The organism is Brevibacillus sp. AY1, from assembly GCF_029870785.1.
Lineage (GTDB): Bacteria > Bacillota > Bacilli > Brevibacillales > Brevibacillaceae > Brevibacillus > Brevibacillus invocatus.
Map to the genome: position 1 here is coordinate 87,910 of NZ_JAFLPN010000004.1, position 24,688 is coordinate 112,597.

Sequence of the window (24,688 nt, forward strand, 5' to 3'; positions counted from 1 at the left end):
TCTCCCGAGATGAGGGGAACGGTTTTTTCGTGTTCATGGCTACAGGGTGCGCAAAACGGCTCGAACCGGGCTGCCGTCTGCCTCAGCAAGTGGCAAGGGCAGCGCCATCAACTCATAATCGCCTGGCTCTACATGGTCGAGCAGCAAGCCCTCCAAAATATGGATGTCTTGTTCATGCAAACTATGATGAGCAGCCAATTCCTTGCTCTCCAGCGGATCGACGGAAGGGACATCAACGCCGATTAAGCGAATGCCTTTTTCAGCGAGAAAGGGAGCCAGGTCTGCACGAAGAAAGCAAATCTCAGTGGGAAAGCTCCCTGGGTCTGTCCAAGAACCGGTGCGGATCAAAAGTCTGGATACACCAGTCAAATCCAGCTCTTCCAGATCCGAAGCACCAATGCTTGGCCTGCTTGTCAGTTCTACGACTCTTGCCTTTCCAACATACAGGTTGATATCCAATTGCAGCATTTTCCGACCGTCGTCATCAAAGTGAAAGGGGGCATCTACGTGCGTGCCTGTGTGGATGCTCATGGTCAGCTTCCCCACATTGACGGAACCGCTCGCTGATTTGGGCCAGTTTACCTCATAGCAAAAAGGTGTATCCCCTGGCCATGTTGGCGTCCCCTGGGCGAGTGGACGGGAGATATCGAGCAATTTCGAACTCATCGCTTACTTTCCTCCTTTTCTTGGGCAAAACGAATCATGACGTGCTTTCCCAAAGATTACTGAAGAGTTGATAGCATGTCAATATTCGGTCTATTACGACTTCCTCTCGTGGATCACCTTCCCTTTTCCGCAATTTCCCTGTATTGTAGGTAGCAGAAGGGGGACGTGGCAAGTGGAACAGAGTCATTCAGTAACCGACGGACGCCATCTCAGAGCGCAGCAGACCCGGCAAAAGCTGCTGGAAGCTGCACGAGAAGTATTTCTAGAAGAAGGTTTTCACAAAGCAACCATTTCTCAAATCATCAAACGTGCCAAAACCGGGTACGGAACTGCATACGTTCATTTTACAGGCAAAGATGATTTTCTCATCGTCTTGATGGAAGATGTGATGGCTGCGTTCTATTCGATCGCGGAGCTGCCATTCCATCCTCAGTCTCGCGGGGACGCTGAACGGCTCATCCTCCATCAGACAACGTCATTCCTGAACATGGCGGAATCAGAGCGAGACATGCTCAAGCTGTTTTCCGAAGCGATCGGCGCGTTTCCCACGGTTCAGAAAAAATGGGAGGACATTCGCGAGCAGTTCGTCTTGCGGATCGCCCAGGACATCAAGTACTCTCAGGAGCAGGGGCTGGCGCGGAAAGAAGTAAACCCCGAGCTGGTCGCCCGGGGGTGGTTTTACTCACATGAAATGTATTTGTGGGACATTGTAAAGTGTCAGCATAAAGCTTCACTCGATGAGATCGCCAAAACGCTCGCATCCATTTATACGGGTGGTTTGTACGAATAAGCCCATTACTGCTTCGATGCTATTGAACACCGTATCCAATCGCAAGTTGCTTGATGGCTTCCTTGGACTCATCACCCAATTTTTTAGCCGCTTCCAGCTTTTCTCTGGCAGCGGTTAGTTCCGCTTGGTCTTTGTTTTTGATTGCGGAGACAACCGTCTTGAACGCCTCTAGTTGAGCGAGGGCAGCTGTCACATGCTTTTCATGAGCCTGTTGCACTTCTTCGGTGGCTGGCTTGATCTTTTCGAGTTCCTGTACGAACGTCTCGTACTTGGACAAAACCTTGTCATTCAATTCTTTGTGCAAAGCCTCTGCATCAAGCTGGCGGTTTCCCGAAATCGCTGCAAATTGGGTGAGGATGTCTTGTTCCAGCGTTGACATCTTCGGCAACTCATTTTTTAAATAGTTGTTGACGTCTTCTTCTACCGGATCGGAGCTGCACCCTGCCAAAAGAAAAGCAACAGACAGGAAGACGATCCATAGTGCGTGTAGTTTCTTCATCTTTTTCTCCTTCCACAACGGCTGTGTACAAGTTAGCGTAACATAACTTCCGCAAAAAAGAACTGGGAAGTTACAACCGTTTTTGACGGCGAAGATAACACTCTACATCGTCGTAGAACCCATCCTCATTCGCGTATTTTATATAGCTTTTCATGGTGCGCAGCCATTCGATGGTCGTGGAGCGCGTCGCAGCGATCGACTCTCTCAGGTCACTCATTTGGATCGGCCGCTCTATGCCCTTCGTCAAAATGTCATGAAGAACCTGCTCGGTAGCCAATTCTACTACATATTCAATATCCGAAGCGGAATAGAGGTTGGTCCACGCAGCCAATTGGGAGAAGTCGAGTGGCTCCGATGGACGCCCAGCCAGCTTGGAACGAAAAATAGCTTCACGCGCTTCCTTATCAGGCGGACTTACGAAAATCATTTTGTCAAAACGGCCTGGCCGTTGGCAAGAAGGGTCGACATCCCAAGGCATGCTGGTCGCGCCAACGATCAAGATTTTATCTGCGTTTGCCTTGATTTGATCGATTTCCCAAAGAATCTGGTCGATGACCCTTCGCAGCATCAACGAAGACGATTTTCCTCGATTATTGCTAAGCGCATCGAGCTCATCGAAGAACAGCAAGGCGGGCATTTGTTCACGGGCGCTATCAAAAAGCTCCTTGATGTGTGCATCGTTGACACCCTGATACGGCGACAAGCTCTCTGTTATGGGCAAATGCAAAAAGCGAGCCTGGCACTCCCCTGCGATCGCCTTTGCAAATAAGGACTTTCCACAACCAGGCGGCCCGTACAGAAGCACACTGCTCCCGCCTCCTTTTTTGCGAAAAATACCAGAATGGCCCATCGTTTGGAAGGGCTGAATGATTTTGTTCTGGATCGCTTTCTTCACAGCATCCATACCACCTATATCTGATAAGTAAACAGGACTTACCTCCTGATCCTCCCCCTTTTCCTCAACGGAAGCACTGCTACCCTCAGTTACGAGCGTCGGGATCGATTCATAGGCAAGAAAAAAATCTGTATCTTCTATTGCTTTTTTGAGTGGAGTCTCTTCCAGAACTTGACTTCGTTCATTGACGATTTTTTGCCTGATTTCTTCGTCACCATGTGTCAATGCCTGTGTAAAAGCATGCAAGGCCTCGTTGCGCTTTCCTCTTTCCGCGTACTCCAAGCCTAAGAGGAACCAAGCAAGCGCATTGGTCTGGTCCCGGGCAATCATTGCTTTCAATATATCAATCTTCGTCATTTGATTCTCCCCTGCAATCGGTAATGAGCAATTAGCATTATCCTATTATAATGCATATGAACTACAAGAAGAATATGGAAATGGGAAGAAAGAATGAGGCGGTTCTGTGTAGAGGTAGAACAAGCCACCTCTCTCAATTGAGAGAAGGTGGCTTGCACAAGCATTTTCCATGGAACGCTCTAGTAGAACTTATTCTTTAGCCAGCACGCGTGCAATGAAGCCCTCCAGGTTGCTCACATCGGTGATCTGCTTATTGCACTGATGAGTATCCACACACATATAGTTACCTACTGCTTTGTAGTAATCAGGTGAAATGGAGGATTTCGCTTTGGAGATGGCGGATACGAGCGCGACTTCCTCATATCCGTGACAGAACGAGCAAAGATTTTTCTTGCTTCCAGGCGTAAATCTGCCTTCTACTCCCACGAACTTCCCTTGATCCGGATAGACGTAGTAAATCTTGTTCGTCGCGATGTCAAGCCAGCCAAGGTAGGTCAATTTGGATACATCCATCGCAGAGAGATTCGGCAGCTTCAGCTTTTTATTTTTCGGAAATAATCGCTTGATCTGCGCTTCCGAGATCGCTGGAAAATCAATCGTATGCTCGCAGACCTTTTGCAGGTAATCGCTGAAATCCTGGGCGCTCTTGCAGGTTGTAATCGGCTCCAGCACTTTTCTTTGATCCTCGCTCAGCTCAGGAAACAGTTCCATGACTTTTGCTTCGCTTTGGAAAATAACAGCTTCCAGTACTTTTGGATCAGACACTGTATGATGAGCACGCTGTACGTGATCAGATTGTTTTTTAATGAAATTAAACTGATGGTTGCGGATAAATCGCTCGGTCATATCGGACACACCTTTAACATGGGATTTGTCTGGGCACCAACAATCATTTGCCCCGGATAGAATGGTTTTGTCCATTCCTCCCATTCAGTATAGGTGCGAAATCACAACTGCTAAATAGACAGTTCTACCAAATCAGGGAGGACAATCCCGGCATTTGCCGCGGTCATGCGTTCCAAACATAGTGTCTGAACGGTTCTAATTCATTCTGGTCATGATCAGTGGTGACAAAAAGAAAGTGATTTTTTTCCAAGACTTTTTGAGAAGCCAGATTGTTCATTGTTGTTTTTGCGTACAAAAGGGTGATGTCGTACTCTTCGACGGCTTTTTGTACCAGCAACCGCACGGCGTCTGAAGCTATTCCCCTGCCCCTGTGAGATTCGCCGATTCGGTAGCCAATATGTCCCGACTTCACACTATCTATCACTTGAATGTCCACGATATTGATTCTTCCCAGAATGGTTCCATGCTCATCCCGGATGAGATGAAAATAATCCTTCCCCTCTGCTTGATCCTGCAGAAGGTTAGAAAGAATATGACAGAAAGAATCAAACTCGTAATACGCTTCACCACGGGTTGGTACCCATTTTTCAAAAAAGACTCGGTTTTGACATTCAAACTCAAACAATTTTGTAGCGTCATCCTGCGCTACAAGCTCTATCTTAATCTGCACACGCGCAACCACCCTCAATCGAGCAGGGAAATAATTACATACATTACACTCCCTTTTACGATAATGCAAGATTCTTCGTTTCAATTTATTGCTGGAAAATGAAAAAGAGAGTGAAAGCGGCTTTTGTTCGCCACCTTCACTCTCGTATGTGCCTCAAGCAAAAAATGTCTTCGGAGCTTTGCGCCACTCAGCCAGCAGTGTTTCTTGTTCCGCGCTGATGACACCCTGCTCCTTCGCAGCTTCCAGCAATGCCGTGTAGTTGGAAATGGTCGTGCATGGTACACCTGCGTCAGCGAAAAGAGCTTCTGCGTCCGGGAATTGGTAGCTGAAGATCGCAACCACGCCGAGTACTTCTCCACCCTCCGCTTGCACGGCCTGAGCCGCTTTCAACGAACTGCCGCCTGTGGAGATCAGATCCTCGATGACAACCACTTTCTGACCAGCAGCCAATGCGCCTTCGATCTGGTTTTGACGCCCGTGTCCTTTTGCTTTGTCGCGCACATAGATCATGGGCAAATCCAGCAGCTCCGCGACCCATGCAGCGTGAGGAATACCTGCTGTAGCTGTCCCCGCTACCACTTGTGCATCCGGGTACGTGTTGCGGATCAGCTCGGCAAATGCTTGGGCGATCTGTCTGCGAACGGAAGGATAGGACATGGTGATTCGGTTATCACAATAGATCGGCGACTTGATGCCGGAAGTCCATGTAAAAGGTTGATCCGGACGCAGATGGACTGCGCCGATCTCAAGCAAGCTGCTCGCTATTTTTTTCGCCGTTGTCATAGGTATCATGTCCTCTCTATTCCAGGTGGGATTCGAATGCTTCGTCATTGCATCGATTACTTTTGGTCAACATAGACGGCATTCACGATGCTTTCCCATGCAGCCGCCGGGTCTTTCGCCCCCGTAATGGCTCGGCCGATCACCAAATAATCGCTGCCCAATCGAAATGCCTGCTCTGGCGTCGTGATGCGAGTCTGATCACCCTGATCCGTACCCAATGGCCGAATTCCGGGAGTGACGGTGACGAAGGAATCACCCAACGCCTTTTTGATCACTGGCACTTCCAGTGGAGAGGCGACGACGCCATCCAATCCGGCTTCCTTCGTCATTTTCGCATAGTGCAGAACCACATCTTCTACATCACCTGAAATCGCCAGTTCTTCGTTCATCGTCTTTTTGCCAGTAGAAGTCAGCATGGTGACTCCGATCAAGAGAGGGGAGACAGCGCCAGCGGCTGTCCCCTGCTCCAATCCCTCTCGTGCAGCTTGCATCATCGCTACACCACCAGCTGCATGGACATTCACCATGTCGACCCCGTGACGAGCGAGGCTGCGCATTGCGCCTTTGGCTGTATTCGGGATGTCGTGTACCTTCAAGTCGACGAATACCTTCAGTCCCTTTTCCTTGAGGTATTGAAAGACTGCTGGTCCTTCTGCATAGGTCAACTCCATGCCGACTTTTACGTAGCGTATATGCCCTTCAAGGGAAGCCAGGCACTGCTTGACCTGCGCCAGTGTAGAAAAGTCGAGTGCAACAATCATACGCTCACGAATATCGATGGTTTCCGGTTTCACACTGCCTCTCTCCTTTGTCCCCAGTCTGGTATCTCTTTGTTTCAGGTCTTGCTTTTATACGGTCACAGCTACTTTCGCACCTGCGCGTTGTATTGGCATCGCTTCGGTAGAGAAAGTTATCGTCTCAAGCACGTGCAGGAGCGCTGTAGCTGTATCCAGTGAAGTCAGGCAAACAGCACCGTTCTCTACCGCTTCCCGGCGGATGCGGAACCCATCGCGCTGAGGTGTTTTGCCTTTTGTCAGGGTATTAAGCACAATGTTGGCTTCTCCAGTGTGAATCATGTCCAGGAGATTTGGCGTGCCTTCCGACAATTTGTTGACGCGAGTGACTGGCAATCCTGCCTCTTCCAGATAATCAGCCGTACCGGAAGTAGCAAGCAGCTTGAAGCCCAGCTTACGGAAGCGCTTGACGATTTCCAGCGCCTCTTCCTTGTCCTTGTCGGCTACAGTCACCAGCAGGGCACCTTGTGTCGGGATGTTCATGCCCGCAGCGACCAGACCTTTGTACAGCGCCTTTGCGAGTGTTGTTTCACGGCCCATGACCTCACCTGTCGATTTCATTTCTGGTCCGAGGGTGATATCTACCCGGCGCAGCTTGGCGAAGGAGAAGACCGGCACTTTGACCGAAACCATTTTCTCTTCCGGATGGTAGCCTGGCGTGAAGCCTTGCTCGACGATCGAGTGACCCAGAATCGCTTTGGTCGCAATGTTTGCCATCGGGATGCCAGTCACCTTCGAGAGGAAAGGCACTGTCCGGGAAGAGCGCGGATTCACTTCGATTACATAGGGACGATCTTTGTAGATGACGAACTGGATGTTGAGCAGTCCCTTGATTTGCAGAGCACGCGCGAGCTTGGTCGTCATCTCGATCAGTTCATCCTTGATCGCTTGAGACAGCGATTGTGGCGGATACACGGCGATAGAGTCACCAGAGTGGACACCTGCGCGCTCGATGTGCTCCATGATTCCTGGAATCAGGACGTTTTCACCATCGCAGATCGCGTCTACCTCAGCCTCGATACCCACCATGTAGCGGTCTACCAGAACCGGATGCTCCGGGTTGATCTTCACTGCTTTTTCCATATACTCCAAGAGCTCAGACTCGTTATAGACAATCTCCATCGCACGTCCACCCAAGACATAGGATGGGCGTACCAACACCGGGAATCCGAGGCCATCTGCTGCTACGACCGCTTCATCTACGGACGTCACTGTTTTTCCTGGCGGCTGCGCGATTTCCAGACTGCGCAGGAGTGCTTCGAACTTCTCGCGGTTTTCTGCCGCATCGATGTTCTCGAGACTGGTTCCGAGAATTTTGATGCCGCGAGCAGCCAGCTTGTCAGCCAGGTTGATGGCCGTTTGTCCTCCGAATTGGACGATAACCCCTTCCGGCTTCTCGACATCCAGAATGTTCATGACGTCTTCAATGTACAGTGGTTCAAAGTACAGACGGTCAGAAGTATTGAAGTCGGTCGAAACTGTCTCCGGGTTGTTGTTGATAATTACCGCTTCGTACCCCGCTTCTTTCAATGCCCAGACGGCGTGTACAGTTGCGTAGTCGAACTCGATCCCTTGACCGATGCGGATCGGACCGGAGCCCAGCACGACAACGCGTTTTTTGCCTGTTTCAATGCGCTCGTCCTCTACTTCATAGCTGGAGTAGTAATAAGGGGTCTGTGCCTCGAATTCTGCTGCACATGTATCTACCATTTTGAATACAGGGACAAATCCTTGCTGATTACGCTGCTCGCGAACTTCTTCTTCGGTTTTTCCACTTAGCTCAGCAATTTTGCGGTCTGTGAAGCCCAGTCGTTTTGCCTCGAACAGCTTTTCATGGGTTAAGCCTTCAGCCAGTACGGCTTCAAATGCAACCATCTTGTGGAACTTGTGCAGGAAGAACAGATCAATTTTGGTCAGCTCATGCAGTTGTTCGATAGTCCAGCCGCGGCGAAGCGCTTCGGCTAGCAAGAACAGGCGCTCGTCATCGGCTGCGATCAGGCGTGCTGTCAGCTCTTCTGTGGAAATCTTGTTTGCACCTTTGATTTCGATATGGTAGCTGCCAATCTCCAGGGAGCGGATGGCTTTCATGATCGACTCTTCAAACGTGCGGCCGATCGCCATGACTTCCCCTGTTGCTTTCATCTGTGTGCCCAGCTTGCGATTGGCAGACTGGAACTTGTCAAATGGCCAGCGTGGAATTTTGCTTACCACGTAGTCGAGGGTTGGTTCAAAGCATGCGTAGGTTTGGCCGGTAACCGGATTTTTCAACTCGTCCAGTGTGTAGCCAATCGCGATTTTAGCTGCCATTTTGGCGATTGGATAGCCTGTCGCTTTGGAAGCCAGCGCAGACGAGCGGCTCACACGTGGATTTACCTCGATGACGTAGTATTGGAAGCTGTATGGATCGAGTGCATACTGCACGTTGCAGCCGCCCTCGATGCCCAGTGCGCGGATGATGTTCAGCGCAGAGGAGCGCAGCATCTGATACTCGCGGTCGGACAAGGTCTGGCTCGGCGCCACAACGATCGAGTCACCAGTGTGTACCCCTACCGGATCAATGTTTTCCATGTTGCAGACAACGATGCAGTTGTCATTGGCATCGCGCATGACTTCATACTCGATTTCTTTCATACCAGCGATGCTTTTCTCGATCAGGCACTGCGTAATCGGGGAGTATTTCAGACCACTCGCCACGATTTCACGCAGATTCTCTTCGTCATCGCAAATTCCGCCGCCCGTACCACCCAGTGTGTAAGCAGGGCGCACGATGATCGGGTAGCCAATCTCGTTGGCAAAGTTAACGGCTTCTTCTACAGTGCTTACAATCACAGACTCAGGGACAGGCTCACCCAGTTCGTTCATCAGGGCGCGGAACAGCTCACGATCTTCCGCTTGCTTGATGGATTCGAGCTTGGTACCGAGCAGCTTGACGTTTTCCTGCTCCAGAACGCCCGCTTCAGCCAGTGCAACCGCCATGTTCAGACCGGTTTGTCCGCCCAATGTCGGCAAAAGTCCATCCGGTTTTTCCTGACGGATGACACGCGCGACAAACTCAGGGGTGATCGGTTCGATGTATACTTTGTCGGCCATGTTCGTGTCCGTCATGATGGTTGCTGGGTTGGAGTTGATCAGAACAACCTCCATCCCCTCTTCCTTCAAAGCTTCGCAGGCCTGTGTTCCTGCATAGTCAAATTCAGCGGCTTGCCCGATCACGATAGGACCGGAACCGATCACGAGGATTTTTTTCAGATCAGCGTGTTTTGGCATGTTTTTTCTCCTCCTTGGCGGTATCCATCATCGCTAGAAACTGGTCGAACAGGTAGCCGGAATCATAAGGCCCCGGTGCTGCTTCTGGATGGTACTGGACGGAAAAGGCGTTCTTCGCCGTGTTGCGTACACCCTCGATGGTTCCGTCGTTCAATGCTATATGGGTAATCTCCAGCTCGGTGCCCTGAAGCGATTCTTCCATGACAGCGTAGCTGTGGTTTTGGGAGGTGATGTAAGTCCGTCCGGTAGTCAGTTCCTTTACCGGATGGTTGCCGCCTCGATGTCCGAATTTGAGCTTCATGGAGTCTGCACCGGATGCAAGAGCGAACAGCTGATGTCCCAGGCAGATCCCGAACAGCGGGTACTCGCCTAAAATATTGCGGATCATCTCAACAGCTTGTGGGACATCTTTCGGGTCTCCAGGGCCATTGGACAAAAGGATGCCATCAGGCTGAATGCGGCGGATCTCTTCAGCCGTCACGTTGTACGGAACCACGACGACGTCGCAGTTGCGCTTGGTCAGCTCGCGCAGGATGCCGTGCTTGGAGCCGAAGTCCACCAGCACGACCCGATGTCCAGTACCCGGGCAGCTGAATACGCTTTTGGTCGAGACACGTGATACCTGATCTGTCATCAAAGAAGTTTGGTTGAGGGAAGCAACCAGTTCCGCCAGCAGGGCTTCACTTGTGGTAATCATCCCTTTCATGGTGCCGTGGTAACGGATCTTTCTAGTCAGCATCCGCGTATCGACGCCGGAGATTCCGGGAATGTCGTAGGTTTTGAGCAGCTCATCCAGGGTGTTGGTGTTGCGCCAGTTGCTTGGCATGTCGCAATGCTCGCGAACCACAAAACCGTGGATATACGGGCGAACGGCTTCAAAGTCATCCCGATTGATTCCATAGTTGCCGATCAGTGGGTAGGTCATGGTTACGATCTGCCCGCAGTAGGACGGGTCAGAAAGCACCTCCTGATAGCCCGTCAGCCCGGTGTTGAACACCACCTCGCCGCTCTTCTCCTTCGTCGCTCCAAACGCGTTGCCGATAAGTTCTGTTCCGTCTTCCAAGATCAGTCTTGCACGCATCTTTCGTTCCTCCTCCGTAGTCGCTCCTTGCGCATGGGGATGGTTTCCTCATAGAAGACGCCGATCCCCAAGCTTTTACAGCTTTATCTTTTCTCTCTTATACCTCTTGATAAACAATCTTCCCGTTTACCAGTGTCAGGATTGGCCAGCCCTTGCAAGCCCATCCGCTAAAGGGTGTATTGATTCCTTTGCTTGCAAAGGTGGTCGGATCAATCGCCTTTTCTGTCTCCAGATCGATGACAGTCAAATCAGCAGGTGCTCCTACTTCCAGGCGGCCGTACGGAAGGCCAAATGCCTGTGCTGGTTTGACAGTGAGCAGCTCCACCAGCTTTTGCAGCGTCAGCTCTCCTGTCTCTACCAGATGTGTGTAGAGAAGCGGGAAGGCGGTCTCCAGACCTACAATGCCGAACGGGGCGCGATCCATGCCATTTGCCTTCTCTTCTGCCGTATGTGGAGCGTGGTCAGTTGCGATCATATCGATCGTGCCGTCCTTCAATCCGGCGATCAGTGCTGCTCGGTCTTCACGAGAGCGGAGCGGCGGGTTCATTTTCCAGTTGGTATCCAGGTTTTCCGGAATGTCCTCGTCGCACAGCAGCAGGTGATGAGGCGTTACCTCGCAGGTCACATGGACACCCGCTCTTTTGCCGTCTCGCACCAGGCGAACCGATTCCTTCGCACTGATATGGCAGACATGATAGTGTACGCCTGTCTGTTCCGCCAGCAAAATGTCGCGTCCTACGTGAATCGATTCGGATTCGGATGGGATACCCGGAAGGCCGTGACGTGCCGCTACGACACCATCGTGCAAAGCCGCACCCGGGATGAGCAGGTCGTCGTCCTCGCAGTGAGCCACGATGGAGATACCCAGCTCCTGTGCTGCCCTCATCGCTTTTTTCATCATGGCTGTCGATTGGACACCAACCCCGTCATCCGTCAGAGCGAAGATTCCTGCTTCCTTCAGAGCCGCAAAATCTGTCAGCTCTTTCCCCAGCTGGCGCACCGTAATGGCGCCATACGGGATCACTCTGGCCAATCCTGCTTCTTTTGCTTTGTCTAGGATGTAGGTAACGGTCTCAACGCTGTCGATCGAAGGACGTGTGTTGGGCATGCACGCGATCGTGGTAAAGCCGCCTCGGACTGCTGCCGCTGCTCCTGTCGCAACGGTTTCCTTCTGTTCAAATCCTGGTTCGCGCAAATGCACGTGTACATCGACCAGACCTGCGCTGATCATGCTGCCCTTGCAATCCACCCACTCATGACCTTCACGCGAGATCGACTCCCCGATTGCTGTGATGTGGCCGTCCTCCACCAAAATCTCAGCCGGAGTCAGTTTTCCCTCCTGATTGATCAGTTTGCCGTTGCCAAGGATGATACCCATGCCATTTCGCTCCCTTTCAGCAATGTTTCCAGTACGGCCATGCGCACTGCTACTCCATTGGTTACTTGTTTTTGAATCAGTGATGTCTTGCTTTCTACCAGATCTGTATGAATTTCAACCCCGCGATTGACTGGTGCAGGATGCATGATGAAAGAGCCAGGCTTCATCATCTTCGCTCGTTCCAGGGTCAGACCGTGTCTCTGATGGTACTCTTCTTTGGAAATGTAGAGGGATTCCGCATGTCTTTCCAGTTGGACGCGCAGCATCATTACGACATCTGCTGTCTGGATGGCTTCGTCGATCTCGACGATTCGCACACCCTCCGGAACCATAGTGGGCTGCGGCATCATCGAGCCAGGACCGGAGAGAAGCAGGTTGACCCCCATCTTCGGCAAAGCGTGCAGATGCGACCCGAGCACTCGACTGTGACGCAGGTCACCGATGATGGCGACTTTCAGTCCTTCGAGGCTGCCAAACTGCTGCTTCATCGTCAGCATGTCTAGCAGGCATTGGGTAGGGTGCTCGTTGGTCCCATCCCCCGCATTGATCAGGTGCAGATCGACGCTCGCTGCCAGCTCCTGCAGCAGCCCTTCTTTTTTGGTGCGAATGACCGCCGCCTCTACCCCCATGGCTTCAAGTGTTCGCAATGTATCGTAGACGGTCTCTCCTTTTACCGAAGAGGAGGTTTCCGGAATAAAGTTCAACACGTGAGCCCCTAGACGCTTTTGCGCCACTTCAAAAGAAAAGCGGGTTCTGGTGCTAGCCTCAAAAAACAGGTTGGCTACAAAGCGTCCGTGAAGGATCTGCGCTTGCTCTGTCGGTCGCTTTGCCCAGTGCTCTCCGCGTTCCAGAAGTTGCGTGATCTGTTCCTTGCTCAAATCCGAAAGGCCAATCAAATGCGTCATCTTGTTCATCGTGTATCCCTCCGTTTTTGTCTATTGCTTAGAAAAAAAGCTTCTCGTCACGGTGCCATGCAGGCAGGCGTAGACAAGAAGCTGCGGTTCTGTCGGTATTCAGACAGGAGGAAACAGCGTTCATCTACCTTGCCAGCCTCACGGGACCGGGTTAAAGGATTCTGAAACGTGTCAGATATTAGGACTCTTGCGTCGTGTTTGCTTCACCCATCGCCGATTCTTTGCCCGGCAGGATCAGGTGGAGGAAGATACCCAAGAAGGTAGAGAGTGCAATATTGTCGATCGCAACGTTGCTCAGGAAATCGATACCTTCAAAGGTGATTTTGTAGCCGCCAATCCCCGTTACGAGGATGACTGCCGCGATAATCATGTTGCGTTTGTTTTCAAAGCTGATCTTGTTGTCTACATACATCCGCAAGCCTTGAGCAGCGATAATCCCGAATAGGATGATGGATACGCCACCGAGAACCGGCGTTGGAATGCTCATCAGCAGCATGTTGACTTTGCCGATGAAGGCGAACAGGATGGCGAATACGGCTGCAAGTCCGATCACCCATTTGCTGAAGACGCGTGTGATCGCCAGAACTCCGATGTTTTCTCCGTACGTAGTCGCAGGAGGTCCACCTAGCAAAGCGCCAAGGGAAGTCGCTACCCCGTCACCGAATAGGCTGCGATGCAAACCAGGATCTTTCATCAGGTCGCGATCCATGACTTTGCTTGTTACCAGCAAGTGGCCCAGATGCTCAGCCAGGGTAACGAATGCAACCGGCGCGATGATCAATGCTGAAATCCATGCTCCAGGGTTGCCCATGACCGCTGCTACTTCAAAGAACTTGAAGTGCTCGGTAAACAATTTGTCTGGTCTGATGAACCATTCTGCTTGCGCGATGGGTTGAAAATCGATCAGGCCAGGGTGACGCAGCAAGGTGTATAGATAACCTGCGATGATACCGATCAAGATAGGAATGAGAGCGAAAAATCCGCGAAGTACGACTGCCGCTATTACTGTTAAGAGAACCGTGACAAGAGAAATCTCGACAGAAGTAAGGGAGATGACGGATACGTTGTCTACCGTTACCTTCGTTGCCATATCGACTGCTACACCCGCAAGGCTAAGGCCGATAACCACGATGACCGAAGCGATCACGACTGGCGGCAGAACACGGTCCAACCATTTGACTCCCGCCTTTTTCACGATGCCAGCCACGAGCATGTAGATGATCCCGGAGAGGAAGCATCCGAGCAAGGCAGTACCGATTCCATACGCCTGACTGACTGTGATGATAGGACCGATGAAGGCAAAGGATGATCCCAGGTAGTTTGGCAATTTTCCTTTTGTAATCCAGAGGAAGATCAGAGTACCAATCCCGCTGGTAAAAAGAGCCGTGGCAGGATCAAGTCCGGTCAGGATCGGTACCAGCACAGTCGCGCCAAACATGGCGAACAAGTGTTGGATACTCAGTGGCAGCAGCTTTGTGATTTTCGGCGTCTCGTGTACGTCGATGTAGTTCTTTTCGTTCATTTTCTTGACTCTCCCCTGTTTTTTCTTGTTTTTATCATTCACGAACTTTGCATTGGCAAACAAAAAACCTCTTTGTGAGCGCACAAAGAGGCCAGCCTTTCCATATTACGAGGGAAGGTAGTCTGCCTCTTGCCGATCTCACGGGATCGTTTTTAAAGAGGATTATTCCATTTTTACAGCAGCTGTCGGATGGACACAATGTCCATGACGTCTACTTCCGACAATTGCACATCAACGATTTCTGTGCGCGAAGTAGGAACGTTTTTTCCGACAAAATCGGGTCGGATCGGCAGCTCGCGGTGTCCACGGTCAACCAGCACCGCCAGTTGAATCATCCTTGGGCGCCCGTTGTCGATCAGGGCATCCAGGGCAGCTCGTACCGTTCGTCCTGTGTAAAGCACATCATCCACGAGAATCACGGTTTTGCCCGTAATCTGATCCGGCAATTGCGAGCCTTGCAGGACGGCATCTTCTGACTTGTGCTGCAAATCATCGCGGTAGAAGGTAATGTCGAGCTCGCCGACAGGCACCTTTACATTCTCGATCAGCTCAATGCGCTCGACCAGTCGTTGTGCGAGATAGATTCCGCGTGTCTTGATGCCGACGATGATGCAGTCTTCCACACCTTTGTTGCGTTCGATGATTTCGTGGGCAATCCGGGTCAATGCTCGGCGGATCGCCGCTTCGTCCATGATCACGCTTTTGTTAATCATCTGCATTTCCCTCCTCGACGGGAACAGGTCACTAGTTCTTTCATAATAAACGACGGAATCTGCGTTTACCAAAAAAAAGCTTCTTGTCAGGGACAAGAAGCAGGTTGACAGGCAGAAGGCGAGCAGGAAAGTACAGATCTTCCCTTTTTCCATTCTTCAGCTTGTCATTTCCGTGCCCTTGCCAGCCTCACTGGACTGGATTTAAAGGTTCCATTCGTCATGTAGGATTATGTCACAGATAGGATGCGGTGTCAACGAAAATTCGACATTTCCTTTTGTCACTCTTTCCAAAAGACCTGGATCCATTCAGGCAAATAATTGGCATAGTAACCGATATTTCCGGTTACGTGTCGGACCAACTCCGTTTCCTTATCGCCTGCTTTCACGTAAATGGAGCCGTGCTGGGCTTCATCCAGCCTCACGAACAGGAGCTGTTTGCCATCAACTGAAGGGTTCGGGTACAGATCGGCCGTCTCTTGGGTTCCTTTGGTTATCTGCATATCCTCCCCTGCTGCCGTATGTACCCAGATACGCTGTCCTGGTACCATGACTTTTTGGGGATCAAAATGATACTCCGTTCCCTGTCCATTTGTATAGGTCAAGCGATATGGCGCCTGTTTCGTCCATACCGGGAAGGACTGCACTTTATCTTCCTCCCCCTCAAAGCGCACTTTTCCTGTCAAGTCGATGATACGCACGTATTTATGATACGTAGCCATGCGATCCGTTCCATGAATAAATGCGAGCTCTTTGCCGTCGGGGGACCAGGAGAGCCATTGCGGGTAGGCGAGGCCCATGCCGATCTCCATAGGCTTCTTGTTCGGTTGACTCAGGTCAAACCATTGGATCGGTACACCATCAGCAGACAATGAGGCAGAGTTGTATGGTACAAAGTAAGCCACATGCTTCCCATCTGGAGACACCTTCATGCCCTTGGCTGACCAGGCATAAATCTCCTCCCCCGTCTTTGGCGGTTCCGAGATGGCGAATGTCTTCAGCGTCTTCCCTCCGAGATCACGTAGCTCAAGCGTAATAGGTTTGCTTTTCCCGGCTTCCTTCCCGGCTTCCTTCGAAACAAGAATTTGCTTGTCATCAGGCATCCAGGAGAAATCGACAAAGTCGGCTTTGCTCGTATGAACGATAGCCGCATCTTTCCCTTCCTCAATCGACGCAATGACAAAGGTCTTCTCTTCCTCTGCGTCTCCGTTCGCCTTCCCAACCACATAGGCAAACTGGTTAGCTGCATGGGACCATTTCGGTTTTTCTCTGATTGGTCTTTGATCCACCTGAAACGATCGGCTACCATCCTTGTTCACAGCCCAAAGATAACCCGACGTATAGTACGAATCGTCGTCTGGATACTTCATAAACAGGAGCCAACTCCCATCAGTCGACCATTGGACGATTTCCGCAATTCCATCCTTGGTCACCTGAATCGGCTGACTCCCTTGATCCTCGCCCTGCAACAGCCAGAGCTGCTGATTGCTGGTGAAAGCGATCTGTGCCGGAACGGCGGTCTCACTCACTCGTACCGGCGCAGGTTGTGTTTGCTCCGCACCATGCGCAACGACACTTCCTCCTGTCATCATCATCGCGACCAAGGTAATGCCGGAAACTACCCTCCAGAACCTACGCAATACTTCCTCCTCCTTCAGACTTTTTCTCGGATATTATTCGCCATCCGCATGAAAATATTAGGAAACTGAGTTAACGACTTCACCTGGCCTCCTTTTCCCCTGTGTTACAATGATGAGAAAACCTCCATCATTTAGCTTGACGCTTACATGTTCTCCTGCGTTTCACTTTCTGTATTCCAACATTCTGAATAGAGGAAAAAGATGAGAAAAAGACTTGGTTGCCTGCATGCCCATCATTCGAACATTTCCTATATCGATAACGCCTTAAAACCATATGACGTCGAGACCGTTCATTTCGTTGACCCGGCGTTGTACTTGCGCATTGCAAATGATGAACATTTCCTTCCCTCTGACGCTTTTGCCAAAGTGAAGGAGCAAGTAAGCTGGATGGCCGAATGCGAGCTAGATGCTATTCTGGTTACATGCACCAACTATATTGCCGTCTTGCAGGATGAGACTCACACCGGAAGCATTCCTATCCTCAAGATCGATGAACCGTACTTTGATAGGCTGTGCCAGTTCACCTCGCCGCAGATCGTGGTCTTTACCAATCCAGATACAGTTGCAGGAACCGTACAGCGATTGAAAAGGCATACCACTAAGTTAGGCCGAGCACTGGAGCTACAGGTGCAGGTGCTGGATGGAACCTTCCCTCTCATCATGCAAGGGAAGACGGAGGAATACTTGCTAGAGGTTGCGGATGGCCTGGAAAGGCTCATGAAAGATGAACCAGGGAAAAGGATATCTGTGGCACAGCAATCGATGGTTGTGGCAGCGGTTCAGGTCCAGCAGAGAACCTCTCAAGAGATCGTCAATCCCCTGACATCTTTGGTAGCCAGCATCGTGGACCGGCTGGAGTTAGAGAGAATACAGCAGGAGTAGGATCCGAAAACTTGGCTGCTCCAAGCTTTTGGTATGGCCATAGTCGTACAAAAAAGGGACTTCCATCCAGGAAGATCCCTTTTTTTCTTTACTGTTGTCTGAGATATGCAATTGTTTGCTCCAAATCCTCAGGAAGTGGCGCTTCAAACTCCAGACGCTCTCCTGTACGCGGATGCACAAACCCCAAGGTTTTGGCATGAAGCGCCTGACCATTTATCTCAAGCGTTTGCTTTGGCCCATATTTCGGATCGCCAGCCAATGGATGCTCGATGTACTTCATATGCACGCGAATTTGATGAGTGCGGCCTGTCTCCAGCTTCAACTCGACGAGCGTGTAATCCTTGAAGCGCTCCTGCACGATAAAATGTGTTACAGCGTGCTTGCTATTCTCGAATACAACCGCCATCTGCTGCCGATTCTTCGGATCCCGTCCAATCGGAGCCTCAATGGTGCCCATCTCATGCTGGATCACTCCATGAACAATCGCTACATAAGTACGATTTACACTATGCTCTTTCAATTGTTCCGCCAGACCCATGTGAGCCTTGTCGTTTTTGGCAACCATCAGAAGACCAGAGGTATCCTTGTCAATCCGATGGACGACGCCAGGTCTCAGCACTCCATTGATGCCGGACAAATCCTTGCAATGCGCCAATAATCCATTTACCAAGGTACCACTGTAATGACCAGGCGCTGGATGTACGACCAGTCCACGCGGCTTGTTTACCACGACCACGTCGCTATCTTCATACACGATGTCAAGGGGCATTGGTTCAGGCAAAATCGCCATCTCGCGAGGAGGGGGCACGCGCAAGGTTAGCTCATCCTCAGCCTGCAGCTTATAGTTGCTCTTCACTGGCTCTCCGTCGACCGTAACGCGCCCTTCCTTGATCCAGGCCTGCACTTGGGATCTGGACCAATCTTCATTTTGCAAGGAAATATATTTGTCAATCCGCTCACCTGCGTCTGACTGTTCAATCGTCCAATCATAACGTTCAAAAAGCTGTGTATCGGTCATGTTTGTCTCCCTTATGCCTTCCTTTGTTACTCACAGTATCCACCAAAAGATAGCTTCCCATTAAGCGCTTTTCTTTCTTCCCTCCAGAAACATATCCAGCAGCAACACGCCTACCCCAATGGTAATCGCCATGTCTGCTACGTTGAAGATCGGAAAGTTGATCAAGGTAAAGTCAAGGAAGTCTACCACTTGTCCTGTCATTACACGATCAATAAAGTTGCCGATGGCGCCGCCCAAGACCATGGACAGGGCCAAAGATACGCGAGGCTGTTTTTTACCGATCCGAATCAGAGAGACTATGATACCGATGACAACGACCGTGGTGATGACAATAAACAACCAACGCTGATTCTGCAAAATTCCGAATGCCGCTCCCATATTGCGATGGGAAGTCAAATGAAACACATCCCCGATCAGCGGGATGGACTCCCCAAGCTCCATGTACTTCACCACAAGAAACTTGGTCAATTGATCAAGCGCAATGATTCCTGCTGCCAAGAGATAGTACAACAATAGTAGATCCTCCTTCGTCCGACTAGATCCGTTCATCGATCACAATTTCAAATCTGCATTATACCATAAAGAACGAGTGGATCAAAACGCTCATGACCATTTACGCCTGAGACGCTTTATTTTCTGGTAAAGGCGATATCCTTTGCGAACACCGTTCATCACCCACAAGGGAATCTTCCAGCCCCGGTCCTTCAGAAAAGGTAGATAAATGCGATAGTAGGCCTTCCGCAAATCCTTCCACTTGCGATCAGGAATGTTCTTCAAATAATCTGAGACGTCTATCAAATACCCCCGCCCCTGATCCATCAGGACATTCTTTCCGTGTACGTCGTGAGGAAACAAGCCTCTTTGGCGAGCAACAGCCAATGCTTCCTCGACATCCTCGATGACCTGCGGCGGGATCGGGATGCCGTAACGAAGACAATCGAACAACGAAATACCATTCATTCTCTTCATTACAATGTAGCCTGGAGAAGCCTGGTAACAGATCGGGAACCAGCGTGTGTCACCCAAGCGCTCGTAGACCTGCACCTCCTGCTCCCAGCCCGGTCGCCCTGGCGCATACAGCTTGAGTACCACTTGCGGATAATCGGGATGAATAAAAACAGCGGCGTAATTACCGGTGCCGATCAACTCCCAGGGTGGCGGGATACGATGGACCACGACAGGATCGATCGGCGATTGGCTTTCCAATCTGACTTCTTGCAAAAACAGTTCGATTACGTTCTGGTCCATATGCATGCATTCTCATCTCTTTTGCTGTTACCGACTTCAATTTAGATTCTAGCAAAACACCCTCCCGTTGGAAACCAAAATCGAAGCTGGTTTACGACACGAAAAAAGTGCGCCTGTCATGACGCACTTTCTCAGCTAAGCCCTTTTCCATTTCTCTTTCCACTGCCGAAGCATCCCCACGACCCCCTGCGGGAAAAACATGACCGCCAGGATATAGAGCGCCCCGAAAAAAATCATCCATCTTTCAAATATCCAATGAATTTTGGCCAGATCCGTCAACCCGGCGTGCACGAGTAATATCAGAGCCGAACCGACGATGCTGCCAAACAATGTGCCGACCCCGCCGACAATCGTCATGAGCAAGGCGTCTAGTGTGACGTTGGTTCCAAACACTGCTGTATTGACAAACCGCAGTGTAATGGCGTACATCGAACCGCTCATACCAGCTGCCAGACCGGCAACCACACTGGCGATGATCTTGTAGTGCAGGATCTGGTAGCCTAAAGATTCCGTACGCTGTTCATTTTCGCGGATGGCCTGCAGGACTTTGCCCGTCGGGGAATCCGTGAAGCGCTTAAGCAAAAAGAACATGATGATCATGAAAAAGAAGGAAGCGAAATACAGCGTAGTGCGGTCCTTTAGCACATCCGGAATGTAAAAAGTAAAGCCGTCGCTTCCTTTTGTCAGGTCGCGCCACTTTTCCGCCAAAACCAGAAAGAGTCCTGCGACGGCCAGTGTCAGCATGGCGTAAAAATGGCTTTTCAAGCGCAGTGTCATGACACCGATCAAATAGCTGACAATTCCGGTCAAAACCAGGACTACCAGCAGGGAAACGAGAAAAGCGAGCATGGTATGATCCCATCGATGAAGAAAAATGGCCGTCGTATAGGCTCCTATCCCAAAAAACATGGCATGGCCAAAGGAAATAATGCCTGTATACCCCAAGAGAATATCGTAGCTCATCGCAAATACGGCATAGATAAAGATCTGTGTCAGCAAAATCAGAGCACTACGCGAGTCGCTGACAAACGGAAAACCGATGAGCAGGATCGCTGCCATCCCCATCCAGAGTCGTGAAGAAACCAGCCAATTCGTTTTCATGATCATCATCTCCCAAACAAGCCTGCCGGTCGGAACATCAGCACTCCAAACATCAGCAGCATATTGACGGCCAGCGCAACACTAGGAACAAAATAGGTCATAAAAGCGCCCAATACCCCTACCAGCAGGGCGGCCATCGCCGATCCGACTATGCTGCCCATGCCTCCGATGACCACGACAATGAAAGCCAGGATCCCGTAATCCATTCCGATTCCAGCGTGAATCACACCGGAGTAAGGCGCAAACAGCATACCGCCAAGAGCTGCCATGCTGCTGCCCAGAATAAAGACATACAGAAACACTTTTTTGATGTTGATACCGAGGGCCTGCACCATTTCCTTGTTCATGACACCGGCTCGCACGATCAGTCCCAGCCTGGTGCGCTTGAGCATGTACTGCACACCTAGAAAAACCAAAATCCCGATGGCTATCACGAACAAGCGATACTTGATCAGAATCACACCGCCGAGCAGCCAGCTCTGGTCCAAATAGTCCGGAAGTCTCACACTGACCTGATTGGGCCCAAAAAACACCTTGATACATTCATTCATGACCAGCAGCAAACCCATCGTGACCTGAATTTGCGACATGGTATTCGTATAGACCGGCTGGATGATCCATCGTTCCAGCAGCCATCCAAGCAGGCCACCGATCACGATAGCTCCGAGAATTCCGACCAGGAAGCTGTCTGTCTGCGTGTAAATCCATACACCGAAGTACGCCCCCCAGGCAAACAGTGCTCCATGCGCAAAGTTGAGCACATGCATCAACCCAAAAATCAGCGTCAGGCCTGCAGCCAACAAAAAGATCAGACTGCCTGTCGCAATTCCGTTTATCGTCAAATTCAACAGTACATCCAAGTTGCAAACCTCCTTACGCGATGCCGAGGTATTCTTTTTTCAGTGATTCGTTTACTTTTAGCTCCGCCATCTGCCCCGAGTGAACCGTCCTGCCATCGTCAATGATGTAATAGCCATCCCCGATCGTGCTCGCCATATAAAAATTTTGCTCCACCAGCACAACCGTGACCCGGTCCTTCATTTCCTGCAGTACGTTCATGACCTTTTCCACCATGATTGGAGCCAGGCCTTTGCTCGGCTCGTCGATGAGAAGCAGCTCGTTGTCGTTGACACAGGCTCGCGCGATTGCCAGCATTTGCTTTTGACCGCCAGAGAGCAGCCCAGACGGCTTTTTCCAGAAGGTCTTCAAGTCGGGAAACAGATTCAAGATCCAGTCGCGACGCTCAAGGGTGGCATCATCCGACTTCTGCATTGCCAGCCGGATGTTCTCCTCTATTGTCAAATCGGGAAAAACGCCCTGATCCTCCGGCACATAGCCGATTCCCTTCCGTGCGATCTCGTAGGTGGGCAAGTGATGGATGGACTCTCCCTTGAAGGTAATGCTTCCAGTAGAGATCGGGTTCAAACCCATCAATGAGCGCAAGGTGGTTGTCTTGCCCGCACCGTTGCGTCCGAGCAAGACCGTCACCTCCCCCTGCTTTACTTCAAAGGAAACACCTTGCAGGATGTGGTACTGTCCGATGTACGTTTCGATCCTGTCGACTTTAAGAAGCGTCATCGTATAGCCCTCCCAGATACGCTTTTTGCACCAGCTCGCTTCGCATGATGTTCTCCGGGGTATCCTCTGCAAGCAGCTTGCCGTTGAAGAGGACCATCAAACGCTCCGAAAAGCTGAGGACCATATCCATCTTGTGCTCGATCAAAAGGATGGTGCGGTTTCCCTGATTCTTGATCTGCCGGATCACTTCCAGAATCGAAGGCACCTCCTCGAGCGACATTCCCGCTGTCGGTTCGTCCAGCAGCAGCACTTCCGTTTCCAGGGCTAGCAACATGGCGATTTCCAGCTTGCGTTTTTCACCATGTGCCAGATTCTTCGCGAGCGAATCCCCTTTTTGCCCCAGCAGGACGGTTTCCAACAGCTCCTGAGCCCGTTTTTCAAAGTGCGCATGCTTCTTGGGAGTAGCGAACAGATTGTAGTAGACGCCTGCCTGAGCCTGAACGGCGAGACGGACGTTTTCTTGCACCGTTAATGAAGGAAATACGTTTGTAATTTGAAAGGAACGTCCCATACCGAGACGCGTGCGCTTGGCCGGGGAAAGATGGGTGATCTCTTTCCCCTTCATCAGCACTCTGCCGCTAGTAGGCTTCAGCTGACCACTCAGCAGGTTGAACAGTGTGGTTTTGCCAGCGCCGTTTGGTCCGATGATCGAGGTAAAGGTATTGGGCATGATTTTCAAACTTACCTCATTCACAGGCTTGTGACCGCCAAAGGCGATCGTCAGCTTATCCGTTTCCAGAATCGGCTGCATTTCCCATCCTCCTTTCTTTGTCACCGCCCTACCTGTTATTTCGAATCGGAGGTGCTGTTTCTTCCGGCGGCAGCTCGCCCATCAACACAGGAACCGGCCATTCTACGCCGTCCTTCTGCTCCAGTCTGATCGCATACATCACTTGCAGAGCCTGATGGTCTTCCGGTCGGAACGTCATCTTTCCTTTTGGTGAGTCAAACGACATGCCCTCCATCAGTGGAATCAGATTGTCTGCGTTGGTATCTCCGTTGGATTTTTTCAGTGCTTCTACGATCGCCATCGCCGCTGTCATGCCGCCAGGTACGAACAAATCAGGCGCCTCTCCGTTGTAGCGCTTCTTGTGCTCTTCGGTCAGCCAGTCATTGACCTCGTTCTTGGGAAGCTCATAATAGTAGAGCGTGAAGCCCTCCATACCGACCATGCTTTTCATGGTTTTCAGTGTGGCGAAATCTGCTGTTCCGGTCGAGATTTTGATTCCTTGCTCCTGCAGCTTCATATCCGATATTTGACTCCAGGGCGTATTGGCTCCGGACCAGATCACAAACAAGTAGTCAGGCTTGGCTTGAATAATTTTTTGCAGGTTTGGCGTAAAGTCGGTCGTCTTCTGGTCGGCATACTCCTCCAGCACGAGCTGGGCACCTTGCTTTTCTGCCACTTCCTTGAAGGCGGCTACACCATCCCGACCAAATGCGTAATCGGGGGCTAGAGTTGCAATCTTCGTACCCTGCTTGGCGATCGCCAGCGCCCCTGCAATCGCGTCCTGCGAAGAATTGCGGGCCGTGCGGAAGATGTACGGATTCCAGTTGTCAGCGGTGATACTGTCGGCAGCTGCTGGCTCGACCACCATGATCTTCTTGTGCTCCTCAGCCAACGGGACGACTGCCAGCGTATCTCCTGAGCTCGATGAGCCTACGAGAAAATCCACCTGCTCATCCTCGATCAATTTCGTCGCTTTTTTCACTGCGACATCCGATTTCGTTTCTGTATCCTCGACGATCACTTCGATCGGACGGCCCCCCACCTCGTTCGTGCCTCCTGTCGCGTAGGCGATCCCTAGTTCGAAGCCGCGCGTGGTCTGCTTTCCATAATCCTCCAATGCTCCTGTCAGTGAAGCGAGCACGCCAATTCGAATAGGTGCTTTCGCCTCTGATGCTGCAGGTGTCGCTGCCCCAGGCTGAGCTGGATTTGATGGTGGTGCGGATTGCTGAGTCGAGCAAGCTGATGCCAGGAGTGTGGTCGCAACCAGCCATGTGGTAAGTCCACGCTTTAAACCTTGCTTTCTCATTCTCATCTTTGAT

General features: G+C 51.0%; 24 protein-coding genes. 2 read left to right on the forward strand and 22 right to left on the reverse strand.

What is annotated here, in order from left to right:
• Positions 1-39 precede the first annotated feature (39 nt).
• Positions 40-666 (reverse strand): arylformamidase, encoded by a 627-nt coding sequence (gene kynB, locus JZI27_RS06220; protein WP_122909612.1) that lies wholly within the window; start codon positions 664-666, stop codon positions 40-42.
• A 172-nt stretch (positions 667-838) separates the two neighbouring features.
• Between kynB and JZI27_RS06225 the strand changes: the two genes are divergently transcribed.
• Entirely contained in the window at positions 839-1,456 is a 618-nt protein-coding gene (locus tag JZI27_RS06225) for a TetR/AcrR family transcriptional regulator (RefSeq protein ID WP_122909613.1), read from the forward strand.
• A gap of 19 nt (positions 1,457-1,475) precedes the next feature.
• On the opposite strand, the gene JZI27_RS06230 is transcribed toward JZI27_RS06225, so the two are convergent.
• From JZI27_RS06230 to JZI27_RS06290, 13 genes are all read right to left on the reverse strand, one after another.
• Positions 1,476-1,955 (reverse strand): hypothetical protein, encoded by a 480-nt coding sequence (locus JZI27_RS06230; RefSeq protein WP_122909614.1) that lies wholly within the window; start codon positions 1,953-1,955, stop codon positions 1,476-1,478.
• 70 nt (positions 1,956-2,025) lie between these two features.
• Positions 2,026-3,207 (reverse strand): AAA family ATPase, encoded by a 1,182-nt coding sequence (locus JZI27_RS06235; RefSeq protein WP_280207063.1) that lies wholly within the window; start codon positions 3,205-3,207, stop codon positions 2,026-2,028.
• Between the two features lie 189 nt (positions 3,208-3,396).
• The gene (locus tag JZI27_RS06240) at positions 3,397-4,053 is read right to left on the reverse strand and encodes a FusB/FusC family EF-G-binding protein (RefSeq protein WP_280207064.1); all 657 of its coding nucleotides are present in this window, start codon (positions 4,051-4,053) and stop codon (positions 3,397-3,399) included.
• Between the two features lie 163 nt (positions 4,054-4,216).
• The gene (locus JZI27_RS06245; protein ID WP_280207065.1) at positions 4,217-4,723 is read right to left on the reverse strand and encodes a GNAT family N-acetyltransferase; all 507 of its coding nucleotides are present in this window, start codon (positions 4,721-4,723) and stop codon (positions 4,217-4,219) included.
• A 153-nt stretch (positions 4,724-4,876) separates the two neighbouring features.
• Positions 4,877-5,515, reverse strand: a complete 639-nt coding sequence (gene pyrE / locus JZI27_RS06250) for an orotate phosphoribosyltransferase (RefSeq protein WP_280207066.1) — start codon at positions 5,513-5,515, stop codon at positions 4,877-4,879.
• Between the two features lie 47 nt (positions 5,516-5,562).
• A complete protein-coding gene (gene pyrF, locus JZI27_RS06255; protein WP_481752800.1) occupies positions 5,563-6,267 on the reverse strand; it encodes an orotidine-5'-phosphate decarboxylase in 705 nt (234 codons plus the stop codon).
• Positions 6,268-6,354: 87 nt separating this feature from the next.
• Positions 6,355-9,567, reverse strand: a complete 3,213-nt coding sequence (carB, locus tag JZI27_RS06260) for a carbamoyl-phosphate synthase large subunit (RefSeq protein ID WP_280207068.1) — start codon at positions 9,565-9,567, stop codon at positions 6,355-6,357.
• Positions 9,551-10,648, reverse strand: a complete 1,098-nt coding sequence (locus JZI27_RS06265) for a carbamoyl phosphate synthase small subunit (RefSeq protein ID WP_280207069.1) — start codon at positions 10,646-10,648, stop codon at positions 9,551-9,553. Before JZI27_RS06265 ends, carB begins: the two co-directional genes overlap by 17 nt.
• A 97-nt stretch (positions 10,649-10,745) precedes the next feature.
• Complete coding sequence (locus tag JZI27_RS06270) at positions 10,746-12,026, reverse strand: dihydroorotase (RefSeq protein WP_280207070.1); 1,281 nt, start codon at positions 12,024-12,026, stop codon at positions 10,746-10,748.
• A complete protein-coding gene (locus JZI27_RS06275) occupies positions 11,996-12,940 on the reverse strand; it encodes an aspartate carbamoyltransferase catalytic subunit (RefSeq protein WP_122909623.1) in 945 nt (314 codons plus the stop codon). The genes JZI27_RS06270 and JZI27_RS06275 overlap by 31 nt, the downstream gene beginning before the upstream one ends.
• A gap of 178 nt (positions 12,941-13,118) precedes the next feature.
• On the reverse strand, positions 13,119-14,462 hold the full coding sequence (locus tag JZI27_RS06280) for a solute carrier family 23 protein (RefSeq protein ID WP_122909662.1): 1,344 nt from the start codon (positions 14,460-14,462) through the stop codon (positions 13,119-13,121).
• 173 nt (positions 14,463-14,635) lie between these two features.
• On the reverse strand, positions 14,636-15,175 hold the full coding sequence (gene pyrR / locus JZI27_RS06285; RefSeq protein WP_122909624.1) for a bifunctional pyr operon transcriptional regulator/uracil phosphoribosyltransferase PyrR: 540 nt from the start codon (positions 15,173-15,175) through the stop codon (positions 14,636-14,638).
• 278 nt (positions 15,176-15,453) lie between these two features.
• A complete protein-coding gene (locus tag JZI27_RS06290) occupies positions 15,454-16,812 on the reverse strand; it encodes a TolB-like translocation protein (protein ID WP_280207071.1) in 1,359 nt (452 codons plus the stop codon).
• Positions 16,813-17,013: 201 nt separating this feature from the next.
• On the opposite strand from JZI27_RS06290, the gene JZI27_RS06295 reads away from it, so the two are divergent.
• Complete coding sequence (locus JZI27_RS06295; RefSeq protein WP_280207072.1) at positions 17,014-17,694, forward strand: hypothetical protein; 681 nt, start codon at positions 17,014-17,016, stop codon at positions 17,692-17,694.
• 88 nt (positions 17,695-17,782) lie between these two features.
• On the opposite strand, the gene JZI27_RS06300 is transcribed toward JZI27_RS06295, so the two are convergent.
• The 8 genes from JZI27_RS06300 to JZI27_RS06335 form a co-directional block, all read right to left on the reverse strand.
• Entirely contained in the window at positions 17,783-18,712 is a 930-nt protein-coding gene (locus JZI27_RS06300; RefSeq protein WP_122909627.1) for an RluA family pseudouridine synthase, read from the reverse strand.
• 60 nt (positions 18,713-18,772) lie between these two features.
• Positions 18,773-19,225, reverse strand: coding sequence for a signal peptidase II (gene lspA / locus JZI27_RS06305; protein ID WP_122909628.1), 453 nt, complete (start codon positions 19,223-19,225; stop codon positions 18,773-18,775).
• 90 nt (positions 19,226-19,315) lie between these two features.
• Complete coding sequence (locus tag JZI27_RS06310) at positions 19,316-19,966, reverse strand: serine/threonine protein kinase (RefSeq protein WP_251244830.1); 651 nt, start codon at positions 19,964-19,966, stop codon at positions 19,316-19,318.
• 129 nt (positions 19,967-20,095) lie between these two features.
• Positions 20,096-21,061 carry a branched-chain amino acid ABC transporter permease gene (locus JZI27_RS06315; RefSeq protein WP_122909630.1) on the reverse strand — a complete coding sequence of 322 codons (966 nt, stop codon included), beginning with the start codon at positions 21,059-21,061 and terminating at the stop codon, positions 20,096-20,098.
• A 5-nt stretch (positions 21,062-21,066) separates the two neighbouring features.
• Positions 21,067-21,921, reverse strand: coding sequence for a branched-chain amino acid ABC transporter permease (locus JZI27_RS06320; RefSeq protein ID WP_251244831.1), 855 nt, complete (start codon positions 21,919-21,921; stop codon positions 21,067-21,069).
• 13 nt (positions 21,922-21,934) lie between these two features.
• On the reverse strand, positions 21,935-22,639 hold the full coding sequence (locus tag JZI27_RS06325; RefSeq protein WP_122909632.1) for an ABC transporter ATP-binding protein: 705 nt from the start codon (positions 22,637-22,639) through the stop codon (positions 21,935-21,937).
• Positions 22,626-23,390 (reverse strand): ABC transporter ATP-binding protein, encoded by a 765-nt coding sequence (locus tag JZI27_RS06330; protein ID WP_122909633.1) that lies wholly within the window; start codon positions 23,388-23,390, stop codon positions 22,626-22,628. Before JZI27_RS06330 ends, JZI27_RS06325 begins: the two co-directional genes overlap by 14 nt.
• Positions 23,391-23,418: 28 nt before the next feature.
• On the reverse strand, positions 23,419-24,675 hold the full coding sequence (locus JZI27_RS06335; RefSeq protein ID WP_122909663.1) for a substrate-binding domain-containing protein: 1,257 nt from the start codon (positions 24,673-24,675) through the stop codon (positions 23,419-23,421).
• Positions 24,676-24,688 lie beyond the last annotated feature (13 nt).